The organism is Streptomyces sp. NPDC050433, assembly GCF_044458565.1.
Classification (GTDB): Bacteria; Actinomycetota; Actinomycetes; order Streptomycetales; family Streptomycetaceae; genus Streptomyces.
On sequence record NZ_JBITIB010000011.1, the window covers coordinates 219,159 to 241,886 of the forward strand.

At 69.1% G+C, this 22,728-nt stretch carries 15 protein-coding genes and 2 pseudogenes; 6 read left to right on the forward strand and 11 right to left on the reverse strand.

Features of this window, described 5'->3' with window-relative positions; all coding sequences use genetic code 11:
* Positions 1 to 89 precede the first annotated feature (89 nt).
* The 5 genes from ACIBLA_RS16190 to ACIBLA_RS16210 all read right to left on the reverse strand — a co-directional run bounded on the left by ACIBLA_RS16190 (position 90) and on the right by ACIBLA_RS16210 (position 5,110).
* Positions 90 to 1,205 (reverse strand): adenosine deaminase, encoded by a 1,116-nt coding sequence (locus tag ACIBLA_RS16190; RefSeq protein WP_399198949.1) that lies wholly within the window; start codon positions 1,203 to 1,205, stop codon positions 90 to 92.
* Between the two features lie 96 nt (positions 1,206 to 1,301).
* Positions 1,302 to 2,375: an extracellular solute-binding protein gene (locus tag ACIBLA_RS16195; RefSeq protein ID WP_363242237.1), complete on the reverse strand. Its 1,074-nt coding sequence runs from the start codon at positions 2,373 to 2,375 to the stop codon at positions 1,302 to 1,304.
* A gap of 115 nt (positions 2,376 to 2,490) precedes the next feature.
* Complete coding sequence (locus ACIBLA_RS16200; protein ID WP_363242236.1) at positions 2,491 to 3,492, reverse strand: ABC transporter ATP-binding protein; 1,002 nt, start codon at positions 3,490 to 3,492, stop codon at positions 2,491 to 2,493.
* The gene (locus tag ACIBLA_RS16205; RefSeq protein WP_363242235.1) at positions 3,492 to 4,283 is read right to left on the reverse strand and encodes an ABC transporter permease; all 792 of its coding nucleotides are present in this window, start codon (positions 4,281 to 4,283) and stop codon (positions 3,492 to 3,494) included. The genes ACIBLA_RS16200 and ACIBLA_RS16205 overlap by 1 nt, the downstream gene beginning before the upstream one ends.
* On the reverse strand, positions 4,280 to 5,110 hold the full coding sequence (locus ACIBLA_RS16210; protein ID WP_147875317.1) for an ABC transporter permease: 831 nt from the start codon (positions 5,108 to 5,110) through the stop codon (positions 4,280 to 4,282). Before ACIBLA_RS16210 ends, ACIBLA_RS16205 begins: the two co-directional genes overlap by 4 nt.
* Positions 5,111 to 5,287: 177 nt before the next feature.
* On the opposite strand from ACIBLA_RS16210, the gene ACIBLA_RS16215 reads away from it, so the two are divergent.
* Entirely contained in the window at positions 5,288 to 6,265 is a 978-nt protein-coding gene (locus tag ACIBLA_RS16215; protein WP_363242234.1) for a LacI family DNA-binding transcriptional regulator, read from the forward strand.
* 202 nt (positions 6,266 to 6,467) lie between these two features.
* Here ACIBLA_RS16215 and ACIBLA_RS16220 read toward each other — a convergent pair whose 3' ends face one another.
* The 4 genes from ACIBLA_RS16220 to pepN all read right to left on the reverse strand — a co-directional run bounded on the left by ACIBLA_RS16220 (position 6,468) and on the right by pepN (position 15,512).
* Entirely contained in the window at positions 6,468 to 7,496 is a 1,029-nt protein-coding gene (locus ACIBLA_RS16220) for an aspartate-semialdehyde dehydrogenase (RefSeq protein ID WP_399198950.1), read from the reverse strand.
* Between the two features lie 219 nt (positions 7,497 to 7,715).
* Positions 7,716 to 11,021 (reverse strand): S8 family serine peptidase, encoded by a 3,306-nt coding sequence (locus ACIBLA_RS16225; RefSeq protein ID WP_399198951.1) that lies wholly within the window; start codon positions 11,019 to 11,021, stop codon positions 7,716 to 7,718.
* Between the two features lie 196 nt (positions 11,022 to 11,217).
* Positions 11,218 to 12,285 carry a hypothetical protein gene (locus tag ACIBLA_RS16230; protein ID WP_399198952.1) on the reverse strand — a complete coding sequence of 356 codons (1,068 nt, stop codon included), beginning with the start codon at positions 12,283 to 12,285 and terminating at the stop codon, positions 11,218 to 11,220.
* 605 nt (positions 12,286 to 12,890) lie between these two features.
* Complete coding sequence (pepN, locus tag ACIBLA_RS16235; protein WP_399198954.1) at positions 12,891 to 15,512, reverse strand: aminopeptidase N; 2,622 nt, start codon at positions 15,510 to 15,512, stop codon at positions 12,891 to 12,893.
* A 159-nt stretch (positions 15,513 to 15,671) separates the two neighbouring features.
* On the opposite strand from pepN, the gene ACIBLA_RS16240 reads away from it, so the two are divergent.
* Positions 15,672 to 16,310, forward strand: coding sequence for a DsbA family protein (locus ACIBLA_RS16240; protein WP_363246908.1), 639 nt, complete (start codon positions 15,672 to 15,674; stop codon positions 16,308 to 16,310).
* A 29-nt stretch (positions 16,311 to 16,339) separates the two neighbouring features.
* Here the strand turns inward: ACIBLA_RS16240 and ACIBLA_RS16245 are convergent, their stop codons facing one another.
* Positions 16,340 to 17,254 (reverse strand): IS982 family transposase, encoded by a 915-nt coding sequence (locus ACIBLA_RS16245; RefSeq protein WP_399198955.1) that lies wholly within the window; start codon positions 17,252 to 17,254, stop codon positions 16,340 to 16,342.
* 389 nt (positions 17,255 to 17,643) lie between these two features.
* On the opposite strand from ACIBLA_RS16245, the gene ACIBLA_RS16250 reads away from it, so the two are divergent.
* Positions 17,644 to 18,267 (forward strand): TetR family transcriptional regulator, encoded by a 624-nt coding sequence (locus tag ACIBLA_RS16250; RefSeq protein ID WP_363242453.1) that lies wholly within the window; start codon positions 17,644 to 17,646, stop codon positions 18,265 to 18,267.
* Positions 18,268 to 18,686: 419 nt separating this feature from the next.
* Here the strand turns inward: ACIBLA_RS16250 and ACIBLA_RS16255 are convergent, their stop codons facing one another.
* Entirely contained in the window at positions 18,687 to 20,402 is a 1,716-nt protein-coding gene (locus ACIBLA_RS16255; RefSeq protein ID WP_399198956.1) for an MFS transporter, read from the reverse strand.
* Positions 20,403 to 20,594: 192 nt separating this feature from the next.
* On the opposite strand from ACIBLA_RS16255, the pseudogene ACIBLA_RS16260 reads away from it, so the two are divergent.
* The 3 genes and pseudogenes from ACIBLA_RS16260 to ACIBLA_RS16270 form a co-directional block, all read left to right on the forward strand.
* Positions 20,595 to 20,934 (forward strand): annotated as a pseudogene (locus tag ACIBLA_RS16260) (hypothetical protein).
* A 568-nt stretch (positions 20,935 to 21,502) separates the two neighbouring features.
* Positions 21,503 to 22,273 carry an SDR family NAD(P)-dependent oxidoreductase gene (locus ACIBLA_RS16265; protein WP_363242451.1) on the forward strand — a complete coding sequence of 257 codons (771 nt, stop codon included), beginning with the start codon at positions 21,503 to 21,505 and terminating at the stop codon, positions 22,271 to 22,273.
* A 223-nt stretch (positions 22,274 to 22,496) separates the two neighbouring features.
* A pseudogene (locus ACIBLA_RS16270) lies at positions 22,497 to 22,697 on the forward strand (MFS transporter); the annotation flags it as partial.
* Between the last annotated feature and the right edge of the window lie 31 nt (positions 22,698 to 22,728).

Below are 22,728 nucleotides of genomic sequence, written 5' to 3' on the forward strand. Positions count from 1 at the left end.
CCGGCCGTACTCGGGCGACCCCCTGCGTACGGTGTACGGTGCGCCACCGGCCGGACGCTCCCTCGCCTCCGGGGGAGGAGAGGGAGGGGTCAGACCGCCGCTTCCTCGGCGTCGAGCGTGTCGAATTCGGCGCCGAACCGGTCGCGGAGCGCCTCCTTCTCTCCGTCCGGCAGCCAGCAGGCATCGACGCCGGCGAGCGCCATCGCTCGCAACTTCTCCCGGTCCAGGCCGAGTTCCTCCGATGCGATGCGGTGCTCGTCGGCGAGTGTCGTCGGGAACAGTCCAGGGTCGTCGTCGGCGAGGATGACATTGAGACCGGCGTCGATCATCGCGGCGATCGATGCCCGGCGCCATGGCCGCCAGGAGCGGCGGGAGGTGGTGAAGGCGACCACGAAGGGGACACGTTCGTCCCGGCAGCGCGCCACCACCTCGTCGTCCTCAAGTACGTAGTACCCGTGGTCGATACGATCGCAGCCGAGCAGATCGATACAGGTGATGGTGTTGTGGGCCACCGGGGCGTGCTCGGAGGAGTGCGCGGTGCGACGCAGCCCGGCCTCGCCCGCCAGCCGGTAGGCGTCGGCGAACCGCTCCGGGGGTCCCGCCGTCTCCAGATTGTCGAGGCCGATTCCGGCGACGTACTCGTGGGGGTTGTCGACCACCTCGCGCACCCGCGCGAGCGCCTGCTCGGCAGAGGTACTGCGGTCGACGGCGGCGATGAGGCGTCCGCTCATGCCGAAGTCGCGCTCCGCCAGGCGGATTCCCTCGGCGTAGGCGTCGACAGCGCCCCGGTAACCGAGTGACTCCAGATGCGTCGGCACACTGTCGAAGGACACTTCCAGGTGGCGTACGGAGCTGGTCCGGTGGGCCGCCTCGAACGCCTCGTAGGTGATACGGGTGAGGTCGTCAGCATCGCGGAGCGCCTCGACGATCCATCGGGACACCTGGAAGAGGGAGTAGGACACCTCCGGCTCGTCGGCGGCGCGCCCCCGGGGGACGGGGATGCGGGTGTGTTCGTACAGCTTCGGGTCCGGCGGCAGCGAGTTGACGTCGCGGTAGATCGTCTCGGGGCTCGCCGGGAGGTCGAGTCCGCTCCGGCGGGCGAGTTCGGCGAAGGTGGTGGCTCGCACCGTACCGATGAGATGGCAGTGGAGGTCGGTCTTCGGCATCCGCTGCAGATAGCGGTCGGGGCCGGTGTCGCTTGTCATGGTGTCCAGAACGCGTGTGGGAGTACGGGGGGATGGGGACCGGAGAGGAAGGCCGGCGCGGTCGACGGGCGGTGCGTGGCCGCCCGTCGACGGCGGTCACTTCGAGCTGACCTCTCGGGCGAATCGGTCCACCCAGTCGTCGCGGTTGGCGACGATCGGCCCGGGGTCGAGTGTGCTGAAGCCGGCGGCGACCGGGTCGCTGGCGGCCTTGCCGGCCACCTTGCCGAGCACGGCGGGGACTTCGGCGTCCGGGTTGACGGGCATGTCGCCGATGACGTCGGCGGCCCGGGTCTGTGCCTCGGCCGACAGGTAGTAGTCGATGAAGGCATGGGCGGCCTTCAGATTCTGGGCGCCCTTGGGGATCATCATGCGGTTGGTCGCCATGTACTTGCCCTTGCTGGGAGCCACCCAGCTGACCGGCTCGCCCGACTTGATCAGACTGGTCGCGAACGCGCTGATCGCGGGGGCGGCGACGATCTCGCCCTGGGACAGGAGGTTCGTGACCTCCGTCGAGGACGTATAGAACTGGAGCGTGCCGGGCGCCCAGGAGCCGAGCGTGCCGTACGCCTTGTCGATGTCGAACGGACCGCTGCCGTAGGCGTCGGCGATGCCCGAGACGGTCAGCTGTCCGGCGGTCACGGATATATCGGGCAGGGCGGTCTTCTTGGAGTACTTCTTGTCTCCGAACACCGACCAGTCCGCCGCGGTCTTGGCGTCGAGTTTGTCCGTGCGGTAAAGCGTGCCGTTGAGCTGGTACGTGTACGCCGGGCCCTCGTACTTGTCGTCGATGGCGAAGTCCCGGAGCTTGCCCAGGTTGGGCACGTCCTCGGCCTTGACGGGCTGGAACACGTCTTTCGACTGGCCGAGCGCGGCGTAGTAGTCCGAGATGAGCATGACGTCGACGCCCGGGTCGCCGTTCGCGAGCTCCAGCCGGGTCAGCCGGTCGGCGTTGCTGCCGGTGTCGAGCTCGACCTTGTAGCCGGTCTTCTTCTCGAACGGCTCGATGACCGCCTTCTGGAGCTCTTCCGAGCCGAACGGGAAGGTGCTGACGACGAGGGTGTTCTTGTCGGCGGCGCTGTCGGCACCGGCCGAACAGCCGGCGAGCGTCGCGGTGATCAAGGTGGAGACGGCTACGGCGATGGCGCGGTGCCGCCGCTGGATGGTGCGCAAGGGTGGCTCCTTCCGGGAGCGGGTGACTCGTGAGGTTGACCTGACGGGGGGACAGGGGAGCGAGGGCCGGAGGCCAGAGGGATACGAGAGCGGGAGAGGGGAGTGGGGTGTCCGGTCAGCCGGCCAGTTCGACGACGCGGGCGGGACGCGCGGCGACGGTGACGGTGTCCCCGGGGCGCGGGTCGGAACCGGATTCGTCGGCGCGCAGCGCGGCGACCAGCTGAACGGGGTTGTCTCCCGCGCCGCGTGCCGTGAGGGCGATGTGCCGGTCGACACCGCGGAACGCGACCGCGGTGACGGTGGCGGGCAGCGCCAGCCGGGCCCCCTCCGGCGCGGGACCGGTGAAGATCTCCAGGTGCTCCGGGCGCACGGTGAGGAGCCGGCCGTCCCGCTCCACGAAGTTCTCGTAGCCGAGGAATTCGGCGACGAACCGGTTGGCGGGCCGTGAGAAGACCTCGGCGGGCGAACCACTCTGCATGACACGCCCGGCGCGCATGAGCACCATCGCGTCCGACATCTCCAGGGCCTCGTCCTGGTCATGCGTGACGAGCACCACGGTCAGTCCGGTCTCGGCCTGGATACGGCGGATCTCGGCGCGCATCTGCACCCGCAGCCGGGCGTCGAGGTTGGAGAGCGGCTCGTCGAGCAGGAGCAGCGAGGGGCGGATGGCGATGGCGCGGGCGAGTGCCACCCGCTGCTGCTGCCCACCCGACAGCTTCTTCGGGCGCTGCCCGGCGAGATGGCCGAGGCCGACGAGGTCGAGGGTGTCGGCCACGCGCTTGCGGCGCTCGTCGGCGGGGACGTGGCGCAGCTTCAGCCCGTACCCGACGTTGTCCGCCACGGTCATATGGGGGAAGAGGGCGTACGACTGGAAGACCATGCCGAGATTGCGCTTCTCGGGAGGCAGCCGGGTGGCGTCCTTCCCGGCGATACGGATCGTCCCCGAGGTCGGGGTCGTGTAGCCGGCGAGCATGCGCAAGGTGGTCGTCTTGCCGCATCCGCTCGGTCCGAGCAGAGTCGTGATCTTCCCCTGCTCCACGGCGAGGTTCAGGTCGTCGACCGCGGTGAAATCACCGAAGGTCTGGCGTATGTCTATGAATTCGGCTGCGGCGGTCATCAGTTGATCCCCCCGAAGATCTTGGTGAATCCGACTGTCCGCTCGGCGATGACGGCGATGACGACGGTTCCGGCCAGGATGAGTGTGGACATGGCGGCGATGACAGGGTCGTACGACTGCTGGATGTAGTCGAGCATGGTCACGGGCAGGGTGCCGAAGTCCCGGCTCTGCAGCAGCAGAGAGAGCGGCACGTTGTTGAACGAGGTGATGAAGCCGAGCAGCCCGGCCGACATGACGCCGGGACGCAGCAGCGGAAGCGTGACGGTGCGGAACGCGTGCCACGGGGATGAGCCAAGACCGCGCGCGGCCTCTTCGAGGGACTGGTCGGCGAGCGCCAGTGACGCACCGGTGACGCGGACGGCGTAGGGCATCAGCAGCACGGCGTGCCCGACGAGGAGGGCGGCGAACGACGTCTGCTTGAGCCCGATCATCAGCTGTTGGTAGAGGGCGAGCCCGATCACCAACTCGGGGATGACGAGAGGGGAGAGGAACAGACCCTCCAGGAGCGAGCGGCCGGGCAGAGCGCCGCGGTGCAACGCGAGGGCCACGGGCACGCCGACGGCGAGCGCCAGCGCGGTGGCGACGACGGCGAGCAGCAGGCTGGAGGTGAGTGCCTCGGTGAAGCGCTCGTTGCCGGCCGCCTCGCCGAACCACCGCAGGGAGAAGCCCTCGGGAGGGAACTTCAGAGTGCTGCCCGAGGTGAACGCGCCGGCGACGACGAAGAGGATCGGGACGAGCATCACCACGTAACCGAGAACGGCCAGGGCGGCGGCGACAGGGCGTGCCTTCACTGAACCCGTCCTTTCGCCCGCGCGACGACCGAGCTGAGCCCGGACACCAGGAACACGAGCACGGTCATGATGAGCGCCGTGGCGGAGGCCGAGGCCCAGTTGACGGTGACGCTCGAATAGGCGAACAGCTGGGTGGAGAGCATGCGCTGGGAGGATCCGCCGAGGAGGTAGGGCGTGGTGTACGCCGTGATGCTGCCGGCGAAGACGAGGGTCGCGGCCACGACGATGCCCGGCAGCGACAGCGGGACGACAACGCTCCACAGGGTGCGCAGACGGCTCGCGCCGAGGCCCCGTGCCGCGTCGTCGAGTCCCGCGTCGACCTGGGCCACCGCCGAGTAGCACGCCACGACGGCGAGCGGCAGGAAGAGCTGGACGAGTCCGAGCACGACCGCCACCGGGGTGTAGAGAAGCTGGGGCGCTTCCTCCGCGAGCCCCAGACCCGTGACGAGCCTGCCGACAACGCCGTTGGATCCGAGGATCACCAGCCAGCCGAAGCTGCGTACGACATTGCTGAGGAGCAGCGGAAAGACGGCCAGGGCCAGCCAGACACCGGCCCAGCGGGAGGTGGAGCGGGCCAGCAGGACGGCGATGGGGAAGGCGAGCACGATGCAGAGCACCGTGACGACGAGCCCCAGGCCGAGGGTGCGGCCGACGATGCCGAGGTCGTAAGGGTCGGTGAGCATCTCGCCGACTCGTCCGAACACATCGGACGGGGCCACACCCGGAGGTGAGAAGAGCATCACCGCGGAGGGCAGGGCGAAGCCGAACAGGATGAGCAGCAGCCCGGGGAGCAGCAGGAGAGCGCCGGCTCGGGAGCGTTGGTTCATGGAGAGGGTTCGATTCCTTGGATTCTGCGATGAAGATCATCGCTGCAACCGGTTGTGCAACCGGTTGCGGGGAGCTTAGATGATGTCCATCGGACCTCCACAGGCCCAAGTGTGAACATCGTGTAAAACCTGCCCCACGTCAGGCGAATCTCTGAGTGGGGGAAAGGAAAAGGTGACGTGAACCCCACCGACGCCGGGAGTCCCGTGCCCACGCTCGACGACGTCGCCCGGCGTGCAGGGGTGTCGAAGTCGACGGCGTCACGAGCGTTGAGCCGTCCTGATCTCGTCGCCCCGGCCACCATCGCCCGCGTTCACGACGCCGCCGTGGGGCTTGGGTTCGAGCCCAGCCGCGTGGCGCGGGCTCTGGCCCACGGTCGTACCGGTCTTATCGCGCTCGTCGTGCCCACCCTGGAGAACAGCTTCTTCACGCCGATCATCAACGGCGCCCAGGCGCGGGCCGCCGAGGCCGGGGCGCAGCTGACGGTGGCGGTGCACGGTGCCGACGACCATGCGGCACTGGCCCGGCTCGCCCGGCAGGTCGACGGCTTCCTCATCACGGCGCCGCGCGGCGACGACGACACCCTGCGGGCGGCCTGCCGACTCGTTCCCACGGTCCTCATCGACCGCGAGGTGCCGGGACTTCCCTCCGTCTCCGCCGATGTCGCACACGCCTTCGGTGAGGTGATCGGCCACCTGGCCGCGGCGGGGCATCGGCGCATCGCCTACCTCGGCGGTCCGCACGGCTCATGGCAGAGCCTCCGGCGGAGCGAGGCCGTCCACCGCGCCGCGCTCGGGCAGAGCGAACTCACCGTGCTGGGGCCCGTACCGGCCACCTTCACCGCCGGAGTGGAGAGCGCCGGAGCGGTCGTGGACAGCGGAGCGACCGCCGTCGTTCCGTACGCCACTTCGGTGGCGCTCGGGCTGATGTCGGCGCTGGAACGCCGGGGCGTCTCCGTCCCCGGCGATGTGCTCATCAGCGCCGAACGCGCCATACTCGACGCGCTCGGCATGCGCCAGGCACCCGCCATCGATGTCGACGGCGAACAGCTCGGCCGTGTTGCCGCCGGACAACTCGTCGAACGGATCGAGCGGCGCGGCGGTGGCGAGGGGGCCGCGACCCGGCTCCCGGTCGCGGTCCGGCTGCCCACCGGCTGAGCTGCTGCCGTGCGCCGTGCGATCGCACGGCGGGGACCGTCACGGCCGTGCGATCGCACGCACCAACGCGTCATCGGCCGCCGGGCGGCGGGTGGGAGCGCCGCCCCGCGCGGACACGCTGCTCGCGGGCATGCCGGCCCCTGTCCGGCGCTCGTGGCGGGGAGGGCGGGAAAGTCGCCCCCCTTCCGGTAAGGAGCCCGCGTCAGCCGCGCGGCTCCGCGGCGACCAGCTCCGCGATCTGGACCGCGTTCAGCGCGGCGCCCTTGCGCAGGTTGTCGTTCGAGACGAACAGCGCCAGGCCGTTCTCCACCGTCTCGTCGACGCGGATACGTCCTACGTAGGAGGCGTCCTGGCCCGCAGCCTGGAGCGGCGTCGGGATCTCGGACAGCTCGACCCCGGGCGCGTCCTTCAGCACCTCGTACGCCCGCGCCACGGTGATCGGGCGCTCGAAGCGGACATTGACCTGGAGGGAGTGCCCGGAGAAGACCGGCACTCGCACACAGGTCCCGGAGACCTTCAGCTCCGGGATCTCCAGGATCTTGCGGGACTCGTTGCGGAGCTTCTGCTCCTCGTCCGTCTCGAAGGAGCCGTCGTCCACGATCGAGCCCGCGAGCGGCAGCACGTTGAAGGCGATCGGGCGCTTGTAGACGGTGGGCTCGGGGAATTCCACGGCGTCGCCGTCGAAGGTCAGCCGGTCGGCGTTCTCCACGACCTTGCGGGCCTGGTCGTGCAGTTCGGCGACGCCCGCGAGCCCGGAGCCCGAGACGGCCTGGTAGGTGGTGGCGACGAGCGCGGTGAGGCCCGCCTCGTCGTGCAGGGGGCGCAGCACGGGCATCGCGGCCATCGTGGTGCAGTTCGGGTTGGCGATGATGCCCTTGGGGCGGTCGGCGATCGCGTGCGGGTTGACCTCGGAGACCACCAGCGGCACCTCGGGGTGGCCGCGCCAGGCGGACGAGTTGTCGATCACGACGGGGCCCTGGGACGCCACCTTCTCGGCGAGCGCCCTGGACGTGGCGCCGCCCGCGGAGAAGAGCACGATGTCCAGGCCCGTGTAGTCGGCGGTGGACGCGTCCTCTACGGTGACCGGCTCGCCCCGCCACTCGATGGTGGAGCCCGCGGAGCGGGCGGAGGCGAACAGCCGCAGCTCGTCGGCCGGGAACTCCCGCTCGGCCAGGATGGTGCGCATGACTGTGCCGACCTGACCGGTGGCTCCGACGATTCCGACCTTCACAGGGACTCCTCCGTACGTACACGCGGCCCGGGTGCCGCGTCCATGATGCGTCTCCCCGAGGCCGCCTTGTCCAATCCATTCCGCTGGTCGGGACGGTGCGGCGTCGGTCACACACGTACGGGGGCACGGCGGGGACCACAGGCGCATACGTAAGGGGCGGGCGCCCGTCCGGACGCCCGCCCCTCGTACCGCGTATCCCTGCGTACTACGTACGGGCCGTTACGGCACGACCTTCTCGATCACGACACTGCCGGCGCCCGCGGCCGTACCGCGCGCGTTCAGCAGCTGGACCTCACCGAAGAACTGCCGGCCCTCCGGAGCCGCGCCGGCCACCGTCACCTCGGCGGAGACCTCCGCCGACGCGCCGTTGGCCAGCTTCACCGGAGCGTCGCCGACCGTGACCTCGCCGAGCGACGCCGAGTAGAAAACGTCCCGGTAGTCGTACTCGGTGGTCCCGGCCGGGACCGAGTAGCCGTGCACCACGAAGGTGTATTCACCGGCCGCCGGCTCGACCAGGCTCACGGCCTCCTCGGAGTCACCGTCGGCGGCCTGTCCGACCAGCACGCCGTCCCGGTAGACCGCGAGGTCCAGGTCCGCCTTGGTGTCCGAGACACCGCCGATGGCCACGTCGAGCCGCTCGACACCCTCACCGAGGGTGACGGTCGTCTCCGTCCTCTCGTTGTGGGCGATCGAGGGACGGTCGACCTTCGCCGAGCCGAGCGAGCCGCCCGTGAGCTTGCCGTCCACGGCGGCGAAGCCGTTGGTGACGGTCCACTCGACCGCGGTCGGCGTACCGATCCTGGCCTCGGGGAGCGTGGTGACCGCCGGCTCGAAGGAGGCACCCAGCACGCTGACGTCCAGCTTGTACGGGTTGTTCAGCAGCGGCGACGTACGACGCGACTCGACCTCGATCTCCCAGACGCCCGGCGTCGGATCCGTGTACGAACGCAGGTCCGGACGGCAGGTGTTGGCCGGGTTGTTGTAGTTCGGGTAGCAGAAGATCGTCGAGCTGCTCTCCATCTGCACACCCTGCGGGTGGAGGCTGATGAAGCGGGTCTGGCTGCCCTCCGCGAGTCCGCCGAGCGCGACCTCAAGGGTCTTGGCGCCCTCGGGGACGGTGACGAAGTACGACTCCGTGCCGTTGCGCTCGACCGAGCCCAGCGACGAGTACGTGTACGAGGGCTTCGCCAGCTTCTTGGAGACGACCACCGTGGTGAGGATCTGCTTGTCCACGCCGGTGGTGGAGCGGTCGTCCAGTTCGAGGATGGCGCTGTGCGCGCCGGCCTGGTCGGGCCGGGCCTGCACGGTGACGGTGACCGGCTGCTTCAGCGGCAGCTTGACCGTCTTGCTGCTCAGCAGCTTGAAGGTGCCGTCGTTGTACTTCCAGTTGAGCTGGTGCTCCACCAGGCGCTTGGGACCGGTGGTGCGGGTGATGGTGACGTCGTACGTCCGGCTCTTGCCGGCCTGGAGGCCGCCCTCGCGGTCGTACAGACCCGTGCCGAAGCCCGGCGTCTTCAGCGCGAAGTCGATCGAGGTGTCGACCGGGGCCTTGACGCTGTACTCGTTGGCCTTCGCGCCGTCCTTGACCGCGTCCCACGCGCCGACGACGTCGACGAGGCCCGCGCCCTGCTCGTGCGCCTTCTTGCCGGCGATCTTGGTGGCGGTGGAGGTGAGCGCCGTCCGCAGCTTCGCGGGAGTCAGCTCGATCCCCTGCTGCCTGGCCGCCGAGAGCAGCAGCGCGCTCGCGCCGGTCGCCTGCGGCGAGGCCATCGAGGTGCCCTGGAGCATCGAGTAGCCGGGCGGCAGCTGGTACCCGGCCTCGGCGACGGGGCCGCCGGGGTACCAGGTCTGCGTGCTGTTGATGGCGGCGCCGGGGGCGGTGATGATCGGCGCGAAGCCGCCGTCCTCACGGGGACCGCGGGCGGAGAACGGCATCATGTCGTAGTCGGTCGTGACGACCGATCCGTAGTTCGCCGCCCAGGTCTCCTTCGAGATGGAGGCGCCGACCGAGATGACCTTGTCCGCTACGGCGGGATCGCTGATGGTGTTGGTGCCGGGGCCGTCGTTGCCCGCGGAGATCACGATCTGGACGCCATAGGTGTCGATGAGCCGGTTGTACAGCTCGGCCCGCGCGTTGTTGCCGTCGTTCAGACCGGGCAGTCCGCCGATGGACATGTTGACGATGTCCACGCCGCGCTCGATGACGAGGTCGGCCATGCCCTCGGTGAGGGCGATGTTGGTGCAGCCGCCGCTCCAGGTGCAGGCGCGCGAAGAGACCAGCTGGGCGCCGGGCGCCGCGCCGTTCATCTGGCCGCCGAACAGGCTGTTGGCGGCGGTGATGCCGGCGACGTGCGTGCCGTGCGAGCCCTCGATGACACCGATGTTGACGTAGTCGGACTTGACGCCCGAGTTGTTGACGACGTCCTCGCGGACCTCGACGACGAACGGGATGCGCTCGACGATCTCGGTCTTCGGGTTGTCCTCACCGAAGTAGCCGATCTGGAAGCCGTTCCGGTACGGCTTCATGACTGTGTCGTTGCCGAACTTGGCGTCGTTGTTGAGGTCGACGCGCACGGTCCGGGTGCCCGGGTCGTACAGCATCGCCCAGACGTCGGTGGTGTCACCGTCCCGGTTCAGGTCCCCGGCCATGTCGCCGCCGCGCGTGGCGGCCTCGGAGAACAGGTTGAACTTGTAGTTCCCGGCCGGGGCCGAGTACGTCCGGTCGTTGACCGTGAACGACGGGCCCTTGACGTCGAGCTGCATCGGACGCCAGGTGCCGTCACCGTCGTTGACCGGGTCCGTCGCCGTCACCCAGTCGACGATCTTGCGCTCGCCTGTGGTGGTCTTCTGCAGCGCCGGGTGGCCCAGGTCGATGCCCGAGTCGAGGATGCCGATGGTGACCCCGCGGCCGTCGGCCTTCGGGTTCTGCTTGACGAAGTCGACCGCACCGGTCTCGAAGGACGGGTTGTACGGGTTCTTCGCCGGGGTGTTCGCGCCCGGAGCCGTCGCGGCCAGGGCGCCCTCGGCCTTCGCGACGCCCTTCACCGTGTCGGCGGCGGGCGTGGGGTCGTCAAGCTCGATCTCGTGCTTGAGGTCGATGCCGTGGACGGAGGAGAGCTTGCCGGCCGCCTTGAGCGCGGTCTCGGCCTTGGCCGTGGGCAGGGTGGCCCGTACGTAACCGAGCTTGTCGTACGTCTTGCCGACCACCGCGCCGGACACGGCGTCGAACTGGTCGGAGACCTGCTCGGTCTGGCCCGGAGCCGTGGCCACCATGACGGTGACGTTCTTGTCGCCCTCGGCGACGGCCTTGTCGAGCAGCTCGACATCGGCCGAACCGAGCTTCTCGGAGGCGGACTTGGCGGGTTTCACAGGTGCGGAGGCGGCCGGGTCGTCGGCGGCCGGAGCGGCGAATACGGGCAGCGCGGCGGTGGCTATCAGCGCGGCGGCCAGACCCGTGGCGGCGGCGACCCGAGCCACGCGTCTCGGACCGGATATGGAGCTCTCGGATTCGGAGGTCATCAGCATCCCTGGTTGTGAAAGAGACAGTCCGGATTTCGGTACCGGATGACCGCTCAGCTTTGCGTAAATGACCAGGGTTTGTGGAGAGCTGTCGGTGTAGGGAAGGGGCGGTGGCGTACATCCGCCACGGGGCGCCATCCGCCAACGAGGACCAACCAGCCGATATCCGGGCTTACTTCGGCCCGGCCGCTGTCGGTGGCCGTCACCTCGGCAGTACGACCACCCGCGCCGGGGGCTCCCGGTCGGCCGCCGCGAGCAGGGCCGTACGGACCACCGTTGCCTGCAACTCCAGCGCGTCCCGCAGCTTCCTGGGCGTCAGATGGACGACCGCGACACCGAGCCGCTCCAGGTGTTCGCGCTTACGGGCGCACTCGGCCCACTCGGCGTCGTCCTGCGGCGCGCTGCCGTGGCGCGGCGCGCGGGTGTCCAGTTCCACGGCGACCGCGTGGTCGGGCCAGTAGGCGTCGACGCCGCCGAGATGCGGGCCGCCCGGCAGGCGCAGGTCGACGTTCCAGACCGGCTCGGGGAGCCCGTACGTCCGCACCATCTCGTAGAGCCGGCCCTCGGCGAGCGCCCGTCCGGCGGCGAGCAGCGAGTCGACCGCGTCCACCACATGCGGCCGGGACAGCAGCCGGGCCTGGCTCAACTCCCGTACGACGGAGGCAGGTTCGCAATGCCCCTCCCGCACTGCCTCGGTGAGCAGCCGGCGTACGACCACCGCGTCGGTGAGCCCGGCCACCGCGTCGGCCAGCGCGCGTGCGACGGGCGCCACGGGGAGGCCGGTGACGCGCTGCGCGGCGGGCAGGGCGTGGGCGCGCACGATGCGGACGAAGCCGGCGGAGCGCAGGCGGCGGGTACGGGGGGCGAGGACGTCGATGTGGGGCAGGGAGGTCAGCGAGGGGGCCGACGGGACGCCGTGCAGGGTGAGGGCGGCGAGCCCGGTGATCATGGCGGTGCTGTCCGACGTTCCGGCCGGGCGGGCTGGCTGGACCGGTACGTCCCCGCGCGCCACGCCGCCGGCCGGCCGTCGTTCCGCGTACAACAAGGCGCCGTGCAGGCGCTCCTGGCTGGTCGGCGGCCCCTGGTGCAGCAGAAACACCCCCGGCAGCAACTGCTGCCAGGGCCCACCGGGCACACAGTGCGCGACGGCACGACCCGCGCCGACCCCGTGTTCGCGCAACTGCGCGACGGACAGCACGCGCGGGTGCGCGCCGTCGAGGTGGCTGAGCGGGCGGGGGGAGAGCGGGGAGGGGGTGGAGGAGTTGTTCATGCCGGGTGCTTCCCCGCGAACGGCCCGCCCGCTAACCGCTGTTACCGGCCTGTCGACAAATCCGGACAAGCTCGTCCTAAAGTACGGACGTTCGACTGCCGATCAGGCGGGGCGGGTTGCCGTCCGGCGGTTGCGGGGGTTTCCGGGGTGCGGGTTCGTTGGTCGGGGGCGGGGTTCGGGGTCTCCGGAGGGGTATGTCCGGACGGCATGATTTACGGCGCGTGCAGGCCTCGTTGGATCCGCTGACCCTTCTTGTTCACGCGCCACAAATCAGCCTGAGTGTCCGGACACACCCCTCCTGCGACCCCGCCCCCCTCACGCCGCCACGGCATCCGTGCAAGACCGCTGGGTGGCCGGGCGCCGTCCCCCTTACCCCGCGCGGGGAAGGGGGACGCGCAGGGGTCGTGGTCGGACACTCAGGCTGATTTGTGGCGTGTGGAAAGCCCGGCTCCCTCGGGGCCAACGAACGGGGCACGCGCCGTAAATCATGCCGTCCGGCCATGACCCCGGAGCGGCACCCGGCAACCACCGCAACCACCCAGCCCGTCCGGCGCTTGAGGACGGACCGGTCAGCACGAGGACCAGGTCGCACCAACCCGGCCGGCTCAGGTCGACGACCGCGTTGCCGCCGTCGCGTCGCAGGACTGGGCCCTGAGCGCGCGTGCCAGGTCGTCCCGTGCCTCAAGTACCAGGCGGCGCAAGGCCGGTGGGGCGTCCGGGTGGGTGGTGAGCCAGGTGTCCGTGGCGCGTAGCGTCTCCTCCCGGTCCTGGAGGCTCGGGTACAGACCCCGTACGACATCCATGCCGATCTGGATCGAACGCTCGGCCCACACCCCCTCGATCACCTCGAAGTACTTCTCCGCGTACGGCGCGGTCAACCCCCGCTGCCCCGGCTGCGAGAAGCCCGAGATCGTCGCCTCCACCAGCGCGTTCGACAGGGCGTCGGAGTCGACGACGTCCGACCACGCGGTCGCCTTGACCTCCTCCGAGGGCCGCGCGGCCAGACAGCGGACCTGGTGGCGCTTGCCGGACGCCGTGTCGTCACGGGCCAGTTCCGCCGCGATCACCGACTCGTCGGCCAGGCCGTGCGAGGCCAGCGGACGCAGGAAGCTCCAGCGCAGCTCCTGGTCGACATCGAGGCCGTCGATCTTCGCCGTGTTCGCCAACAGGCCCTGGAGCAGCTGGAAATCGGAGTCCGACGTGGCCGTCGACGCGAAGAACCGCGCCCACGTCAGCTGGTGCTGGCTGCCCGGCTCGGCCAGCCGCAGCTCGCCCAGCGCGCCTTCCGCCAGCGCCGTCGCGCCCTCCTCGCGCCACCCCGGCGCCGCGTAGTGGATGAGCGCCCCCAGCGCCCAGGCGTGCAGCATCTGCAGGACGCCGATGTCCGACTCCCGCCCGGCGAACCGCAGCACCAGAGCGATGAAGTCCCGTGCCGGCATCAGCCCGTCGCGCGTCAGATTCCACAGCGCCGACCAGCACAGCGCCCGCGCCAGCGGGTCGGTGAGCTCGCCGAGGTGCTCCCGCAGCGTCTCCAGCGAGCCCTCGTCGAAACGGATCTTGCAGTACGTCAGGTCGTCGTCGTTGACCAGGATCAGATCGGGCCGCTCGGCCCCGGCCAGCTCCGTGACGACCGTACGCGGCCCGTCGACGTCGACCTCGGCGCGCGCGTATCTCACCAGTTCGGCGGCCACGCTCTCGCGCCGGTACAGCCCCACGGCCACCCGGTGCGGGCGCAGTTCGGGGTGCGACGCGGTGGCCTCCTGGAGCACGGCCAGCTCCGTCACCCGCCCCGATGCGTCGTAAGTGACCGCCGGGGTCAGGGAGTTGACGCCCGCCGTCTGAAGCCAGGAGCGCGCCCACGACGTCATGTCGCGCCCTGACGTCTCCTCCAGGACGGAGAGCAGATCCTCCAGCCGGGTGTTCCCGTACGCGTGCCGCTTGAAGTAGCGCCGCGCGCCTTCCAGGAACGCCTCGCGCCCCACGTACGCGACGAGTTGCTTCAGCACCGACGCGCCCTTGGCATACGTGATGCCGTCGAAGTTGAGCTTGGCGTCCTCCAGGTCACGGATGTCGGCCGTGATCGGATGCGTGGACGGCAGCTGATCGGCGCGGTACGCCCACGACTTGCGGCTGTTGGCGAAGGTGACCCACGAGTCGCTGAAGCGCGTTGCCTCCGCCAGCGACAGCGCGCCCATGAAGTCGGCGAACGACTCCTTCAGCCACAGGTCGTCCCACCACCGCATCGTCACGAGGTCGCCGAACCACATGTGCGCCATCTCGTGCAGGAGGACGTTCGCACGGCGCTCGTACGACGCCTGTGTGACCCGGCCCCGGAAGACGAAGTCCTCGCGGAAGGTCACACAGCCGGGGTTCTCCATCGCGCCGATGTTGTACTCCGGCACGAACGCCTGGTCGTACTTCCCGAAGGGGTACGGGTAGTCGAAGTTGTCGTGGAAGAAGTCCAGGCCCTGCTTGGTCACCAGGAAGATGTCGTCGGCGTCGAAGTGCCGGGCGAGGCCCTTGCGGCACAGCGCGCCGAGCGGGATCTCCAGGGTGCCGCCGTCGGGCAGCGTGCGCCGGTACATATCGGTCACGTGGTGGTACGGCCCCGCCACGACAGCCGTGATGTACGTCGAGATCGGCTTGGTCTCGGCGAACGTCCACACGCCGGTGTCGGCGCCGGAGACGGTCGTCTCGCCGTTGCTCCAGACCGTCCAGCCCTCCGGCGCGGTCACCTCGAAGCTGAACGGTGCCTTCAGATCGGGCTGTTCGAAGGTGGCGAAGACCCGGCGCGCGTCGGCCGGTTCGTACTGCGTGTAGAGGTAGACCTCGCCGTCCTCCGGGTCGACGAAGCGGTGCATGCCCTCGCCCGTACGGCTGTAGGCACACTGCGCGTCCACGACCAGCACGTTCTCCGCAGCCGGCTCGTGCAGCGCGATCCGGGCGCCGTCGAAGACGGCGGACGGGTCGAGTGCCCGCCCGTTCAGCGTCAGCGACGTCACGCTCGGTGCCACCAGATCGGCGAAGGTGGCCACGCCGGGACGCGCCGACCGGAAGCGGATCGTCGTCACGGAGCGGAAGGTGCGTGCCGCGCGTGCCGCTCCCGGTACTCCGTCCGGCGCCTCACCGACCGCCGAACGGAGATCGAGGGCGACCTCGTACCCGTCGACGGACAGCAGCTCGGCCCGCTCGCGGGCCTCGTCGCGGGACAGATTCTCACCGGGCACGGGCACTCCTCGTGTGTGCTTTTGCCTACAACGGTTCGAATTCTCCCACGGGGCAAGTGACAGGAAGGCTCCGGGAATGACCGCGGCGGCCCTTGGTGTTCCCCGATACGTTGCCCGTCGATTGACCGCACCCGTTCTTTTCCGAGGAGAGACACGCCCATGAGTGAGACGAATACCAGGACGCCGGTCGACTTCTGGTTCGACCCGATCTGTCCGTGGGCCTGGATGACCTCCCGCTGGATGCTTGAGGTGGAGAAGGTCAGGAACGTCGAGGTCACCTGGCACGTCATGAGCCTGGCCGTACTGAACGAGCCGAAGCTCGACGAGCTTCCCGAGCAGTACCGGGAGGGCATGAAGGCCGCGTGGGCCCCGGTCCGCGTCGTGATCGCCGCCCAGCAGCTGCACGGCCACGAGGTCGTCGGCAAGCTCTACACCGCCCTCGGTACCCGCATCCACAACAAGGGGGAGGGCAACAGTCTGGAGACCATCGCCGCGGCCCTGGCCGATGTCGGCCTGCCGGCGGACCTCATCGACTACGCGGACAAGGACACGTACGACACCGAGCTGCGCGCCTCCCACAAGGAGGGCATCGACAAGGTCGGCCAGGAGGTCGGCACCCCGGTGATCGCGGTGCCCGGCTCGGACGGCGAGCAGATCGCCTTCTTCGGCCCGGTCGTCACCCCCGCGCCCAAGGGCGAGGAGGCGGCCAAGCTGTGGGACGGCACGCTGATGGTCGCCTCGATTCCCGGCTTCTTCGAGATCAAGCGCACCCGCACGCAGGGCCCGATCTTCGACTAGATGAATGAGTCCAAGGGCTGTCGTCGCGGTCAGTGATCGTAGGCGACCAGGGATCGTTTGACGGGTTGCCCGGTTTTGTCGTTGTGCCAGATCGCGGCGGTTAACGCGAGGATGCGGAGGAGGATCCTGACGGTCACCCCGGCTGGGGTCCTGCCTCCGTGTCGTTCCAGGTCGAGTTGGCCCTTGAAGGTCTGGTTGATCGACTCGATGACTTGCCGGAGCGGTTTGAACAGGTGCGCGTTGGCCCGCTCCGACTCGCCCTTGCGAGCCGGACGGAGCAACTTCAGGTCACGTTCGGTGAGATCGCGCTCGAACTCCCGGCCGTAGTAGTTCCTGTCGCCGATGATCGTTTGTCGCGGATGGCCGGCCTGGACCTCGGGTGCGGTGTCGGGCATGTCGCGCAGGGTTTCGCGTTCGTCGGCCTTCGCGCCGGTCAGCGCGAACAGGACCGGCAAACCGCCGAGTGTGCAGACCAGGTGCGGGCGCAGACCCCAGAAGTACCGGGAGTGCGACGCGCAGTAGCCGTACTGGGCCCAGCCGGCCAGGTCCGAACGCCTGGCGGTCTCCCGGGAGCAGCCGCAGCCGACCGGGGTTGAGTCGACCAGCCACACATCGTCGCTCCACAGCGAGGTGTCCCGGGCGAGGATCCGGATGATGCTGGTGAGCAGGGATGATGCGGCACGCAGCCGCTTGCCGTAGCCGGACTGCCGGGGCACGTAGGGGAACAGGCCGCGGAAGTCACGGTCGACGCGGCGCAGCCAGCGCCGCTCGGAGGTGTAGCCGAGCAGCGCTGACATCACCGCGAGCGTGAGCAGTTCCGCGTCACTGAGCGTGGGCGTGATCCCGACCTTCGGACGCCACGGGGCCAGCCACGGCGAAGCCTTCAACTCGTCGTCGATCCGGGCGTACAGTGCCGTTGCGAGGGTGTCCAGGTCTGTCTTCACACACTGACCATGGGCGCCCTCGCGCCATGTCCGCAGGCGAACCCTTGGACTCATTCATCTAGGGCGTGTCCGGGCGGTCTCTGCCGGGCGGGCGTCCGGCACGGCACCAGTCCACTGCCGAGTCCGAGTCTCGCGGGCGTCGCTGCGGTTGTCCTTCAAACGATAGGAACAGCCACCTCCACGACAGCCGGCCTACCCCACACTGGCCGGAAAACAGCAGCCTTGGTCACCTCATGGCAGCGGACCTGCCCGCAACTATCCATGACCAGGCACCCAGCACCCTGTCCCGCTGACACCCACCCAATGCCACCAACGCGCCCACTCGTAGGGGACCAACAGCTGCTTGTTCAATCGACTTGCTCGTGAGACTAAGTCGGTAATATGAGCCCATGGCTCACGTCCCAGCGGCCGAGCGCCGCCCTCAACTGATCAAAGCAGCCATCGACCTCATGACGAGAGAAGGAGTCTCGGCCGGAAGCACACGTGCCATCGCCACCGAACTGGGCGTCGCTCAAGCCACCGTGCACTACACGTTCGGCACGAAGGAGGAGCTCTACCGCGCCGTCATGGAACAGCTCACGGCGGAGCTGCTGGCGCAGGTCGAGCAGGCCGTTCCGGAGGATGCCGGATTCGAGGAGACGGTCGGCACATTGGCCTCAGCCCTCTGGAGGACGGTGCGCGAGGAGCCAGGCCACCACCTCCTCCTCTCGGAGCTGAGCATGTTCGCACTCCGCACGCCCGCTCTCAACGAAGCCCTTGAGAGCCACTATCGTGGCGTGGTCGAGGTGACGGCGAGGCTCGTGACGCAGGCGGCCGAGCGCGCAGGTCAACCCTTGGCCCAGCCCGCAGAAACAGTCGCGCGGTTCTTCCTCTCCGGTTTCGACGGGCTCGTTATGCAGCGCCTGACCCACCCCGGCGAAGAGGCTGAGACAACGTGCCTGCAAGCCTTCATCGCCGCCGTTGTGGCGCTGGCACGCGGTCAGCTGAGTCTCGTGGCCGTCCCGGCGTTCTGACCGAGCTCGACGACGACCGGCGGTGGAGTCTGGTTCCGGGGCCTCTGAACATGGGTGCCAGCTCGCGCGGTACTGCCCCGGCGCCACGTCGTACTCGCTCTTGACGCGGGCCGAAGGCACGGGCGAAGTGGATCGTCAGCTCGCTGATTCGGCTGTTCCGAGCCGAGGCCGTGCGGCGGGACGTCGCGATCGACAGCGTGCTCGTCCTCGTACGGCGTGCACCCCCGTCGGCCCCGTGAAATCAGCTGTCCCGACTCCACCCAACTCGGGGCAGGCCCCGGACTCCACGAAACTCGGGGCAGCGCACGCCTCGAGCCCGGTGACACCACCCCCAGGCCGACCGATCGACAGGGGAACAGTCACACCGGGCCCGGAGGCCGGCGGCCCTCTGTCGGGACCGCGAGGAACACGACGGGGGATCACGGATTCGAGCGAGTGAACTCGGGCTCCTTCTCCTGAGCGACCGAGGTCTTGATCTCTGCTCCAGCCTTGGCCGTATTCTCCGCCCCCGCTTCTGCACTACGGCCCTTGCCCGGAAGTAGGAGGGCCACGGACACTGCCCCCACTCCGAGGATCGCCGCGCCCACCAGGCTGGTGTGAGCCACCGCGTCCGCGAAGGACGAGCCGACCGCGTCCGCCATCTGGTGGGCGCCGTTGGTGAGTTGGCCGGCCTGCTCCTGGAGCTGCGCGGCCTGCTGCGGGTCGGTCGCCCGCGCTGCTTGTTCGGCGAGCTGCCGTGCCTGGTCTCCGATGCCCTCGGCGACCCCGTACCCGGCGGCGACCGAGTCCTGCGCCTGGCTCAGCGCGTCGGCCGGGAGCTTGCTGCCGGCGGTCGCGTCCGACAGGTTCGACGAGTACGAGGTCGACAGCAGCGAACCGAGGATGGCGATGCCGATCGCCCCGCCCAGTTCCTGCGAGGTGTCGTTTACCGCGCTGCCCACGCCCAGCTCCTCCTCGGGGAACGCACCCATGATCGCGTCCGTGCAGGGCGAGAGCGCCAGGCCCATCGCGAGCCCGAGTGCGATGAGGGGGGCCACGAAGTCGCCGTACGACGATGCCTTGTCGACCTGGGTGAGCAGCGCGAGTGCCATCGTGCCGCCGACCATGCCCGCGACGATCGTCGCTTTCCTGCCGATGCGCGGGGTGAGGTAGCCGGTCAGCACGGAGCCGGCGAAGACCGCGCCGGCGAGTGGCAGCATGCGTATGCCGGTCTCCAACGCGTCGTATTGCAGGACAAACTGGAGGTGCTGGGTGAGGTAGTAGAAGGCGCCGAAGATTGCGAGGAGGAACAGTACGACGGCGATGTTGGCACCGGTGAACGCGCGGTTCGCGAAGTGGCGCAGGTCGAGGAGGGGGTGCGGGTGGTGCAGCTCCCAGAGGACGAACGCCACGAGCCCCGCGACCGTGACGACCGCACCCGTGACCGCCTTGGCCTCCCAGCCGTGCGGGGCCTCGATGAGCGTGAAGACCAGCGCGGCGATCCACACAACTGACAGCAGTCCGCCAGCGTAGTCGATCCGCGGGGCGCGCGTGGCCTTGGACGGCGGCACCAGGACGAAGGTGCCGACGAGTACGAGGACGACCACGGGAACGTTGATCAGGAAGGTGGACTGCCAGCTGAAGCTCTCCAACAGCATGCCAGCGATCAGCGGTCCGGCGGCGATGGCGAAACCGGCGGTGCCCGCCCACAAGGTGATCGCCTTGGTCCGCTCGGCGCGCGGGAAGGTCGCGGCGAGGAGGGAGAGCGTGGCGGGCATGATGAGCGCCGCGCCGACACCCATCACGGCACGGGTGGAGATGACTCCGGCCGCGCTGTCGACGAATGAACCCCATATTGCTCCGCCGCCGAACAGGACGAGCCCGAGAACGAGCGCGCCGCGTCGGCTGTACTTGTCGCCGATCGCGGCGAACAGCAGCATCAGGGCGGCGTAAGGGATGGTGTAGCCGTCGATCACCCACTGCAGGTCTGTGCTGGTCAGGCCGAGGTCCTGGGTCATGGAGGGAGCCGCGACCGTGAGGGCGGTGTTGGCCATCACGATCATCAGCAGGCTCAAACAGAGCACGAGCAGCGCCCACCAGCGCCGGGCGTAGGGCCCGTCCATCCTCTCGACCGGTTCGTTCATGAACACACGCATGAGCTGGGGTCCTTTCGCGCAGGGGTCCGCGCGATACCCCTGCGGGCAGGGGCGGGTGCACGGAACGGCAGGCAATACCGCGACCATCCGGTCGCCAGACTTTATCACTCGACAAAGTCAATGGACTAAGCCCGACGTCACGTAGCTGCTGTGAGATGCGTCGCCCAGCGGGACGGGCCGTCCGTCCATGCCATGCTGACCACCGGATTTGAGCAGCACGGACAAGGAGGGCCTGTGGCCGCTGAGTACTACGGCGCCGACAGCGAGAACGGCGACCACATCGACGACCCCTCCGAGGACGCCCTGTTCATGCTCATCAGCGACCTGAACGACGCGGGCAACACCTTCGTCGTCATCCAGCCGGACGAGGACGAACCCGACTGGTTCGCCTCGGTTTCCGTGCTGGACGAGGGCGGCTATGAAGTCGTTCAGCGCGACACCAATCGCCGCGAGCACGACGTCAGCGTCGAGACCGCTATCGGCCGGATCGCGGGCGAACCTCACCAAATGGCTGGCCGCCCGCACAACCTAAAACACGGCCCAGAACACCGGTGCTCAACACTCTGCGATACCTCCGGTTCGCTCACGTCGCCCGGCCCGAGCCGGTCGCACGGGCGGCGCACCCCTGCGGGTGAGCGTGTACTCAGCCAGCGGTGGAGTGAGATCACCAGAACGCGACAGCGTGGCTGAGCCAGCCTTCGGCCAGCGTGCCCTTGCCCATATCCGTGTCCTCCAGCATCGGTTCTGCGGTACTCCACGGGGGCGCCGCAGGCGCGAAGGCCGTCGGCAAGGTGGTCGAGTGCGGGGACGGCACTTCGTCGTCAACGGCGGAAAGGACGCCGTGTACGGCCCGAAGGGGTGCCCGGATACGCAGTGATGACGGCGGCGGGAGCGACGCATGGGTCGTGCGACACCCAAGGCATCGAAAACCTAGCTTCCTTCGCTTTTTGGCTTTAGAGTTGTTCGACGAAGCGTGCGCGAATTGGCGCGCACAGAGCCGCTTCCTCGGCCCCCACCCATGACGCCTGTCTCAGGCGTGTTCCTTCCGTGCGCCTGCCACGCCGGAATCCCCCAGAAAACATAAGCAAGAGGTAACCCGCATGGAACGTCTGGACAGCCGCCGCATACTCGTCACCGGATCCGCCTCCGGCATTGGCCGGGCGACCACCCTCCGGCTCCTCAACGAGGGAGCCCACGTCGTCGCCACCGACATCGCCGAGGACGGCCTGGCGGAGACCGCCGGACTCGCCGCCAAGACCGGAACCAGCGGCCGGCTCCGCACGGCCGTCCTCGACGTCTCCGACGAGAACGCGGTAAGCACCGTCGTGGCAGACGCCATCGCCGGACTCGGCGGACTGGACGCCCTGGTCAACGTCGCCGGCATGCTGCGCGGAGCCCACACCCACGAGTGCTCCCTGGACCTGTGGAACCGGATCATCACCGTGAACCTCACCGGCACCTTCCTGGTGACCCGGGCGGCGCTGCCCGCCCTGCTGGAAACAGGCCGGGGCGTGGTGGTCAACTTCAGCTCCACCTCCGCCCAGTTCGCCCACCCCTTCATGGCCGCGTACTCCGCGAGCAAGGGCGGAATCCTGTCCTTCACGCACGCCATCGCCCAGGAGTACGGCAAGCAGGGCCTGCGCGCGGTGAACATCAACCCGGGCAGCATCACCAGCGGCATCACCGAGAACATCCTCTCGCTCGTCCCCGAAAACACCGACTGGAACCTCTTCACCAAACTCACCCCGGCCCTCGGCGAAGGCCTCGGCTCACCCGACACCGTCGCCGGCGTCGTAGCAATGCTCGTCTCCGACGACGGCGCCTTCATCACCGGCACCGAGATCCGCATCGACGGCGGCACCCACCAGTGATCTAGCCCCGGTCACGTCCCCAGCCCAGTGCCCGTGCCCTTACCTCCCCGCACCGGACACAGACATGCCCGAACGGCCGGAGGCCGAAGACATGTCACAACCCGCAGCCGAACTCCCTCTTCCCGTCAAGGAGTCGAGACCCCTGCACGACGGTCCCGCTCCGATCGGCAACCGCTTCATCACCCTCTACGTGATCGCCTACCTGGGCCTCTATCTCGCGGTGATGACCCCGCTGCTGGTGTCGCTCGCCATCCAACTGGAGGACGTCGACCCGGACGGCAAGACCAGGAGCCTCGGCCTGGTGGTCGGCTTCGGCACCCTGGTGAGCATCGCGTCCGGGCTGGTCTTCGGTGTGCTCAGCGACAACACCACTGCCCGCACAGGCCGGCGCAAGCCGTGGATCCTCGCGGGGATGCCGGTGCTGCTCGCGGGGGCTGCCATGACCGGCGTGGCCT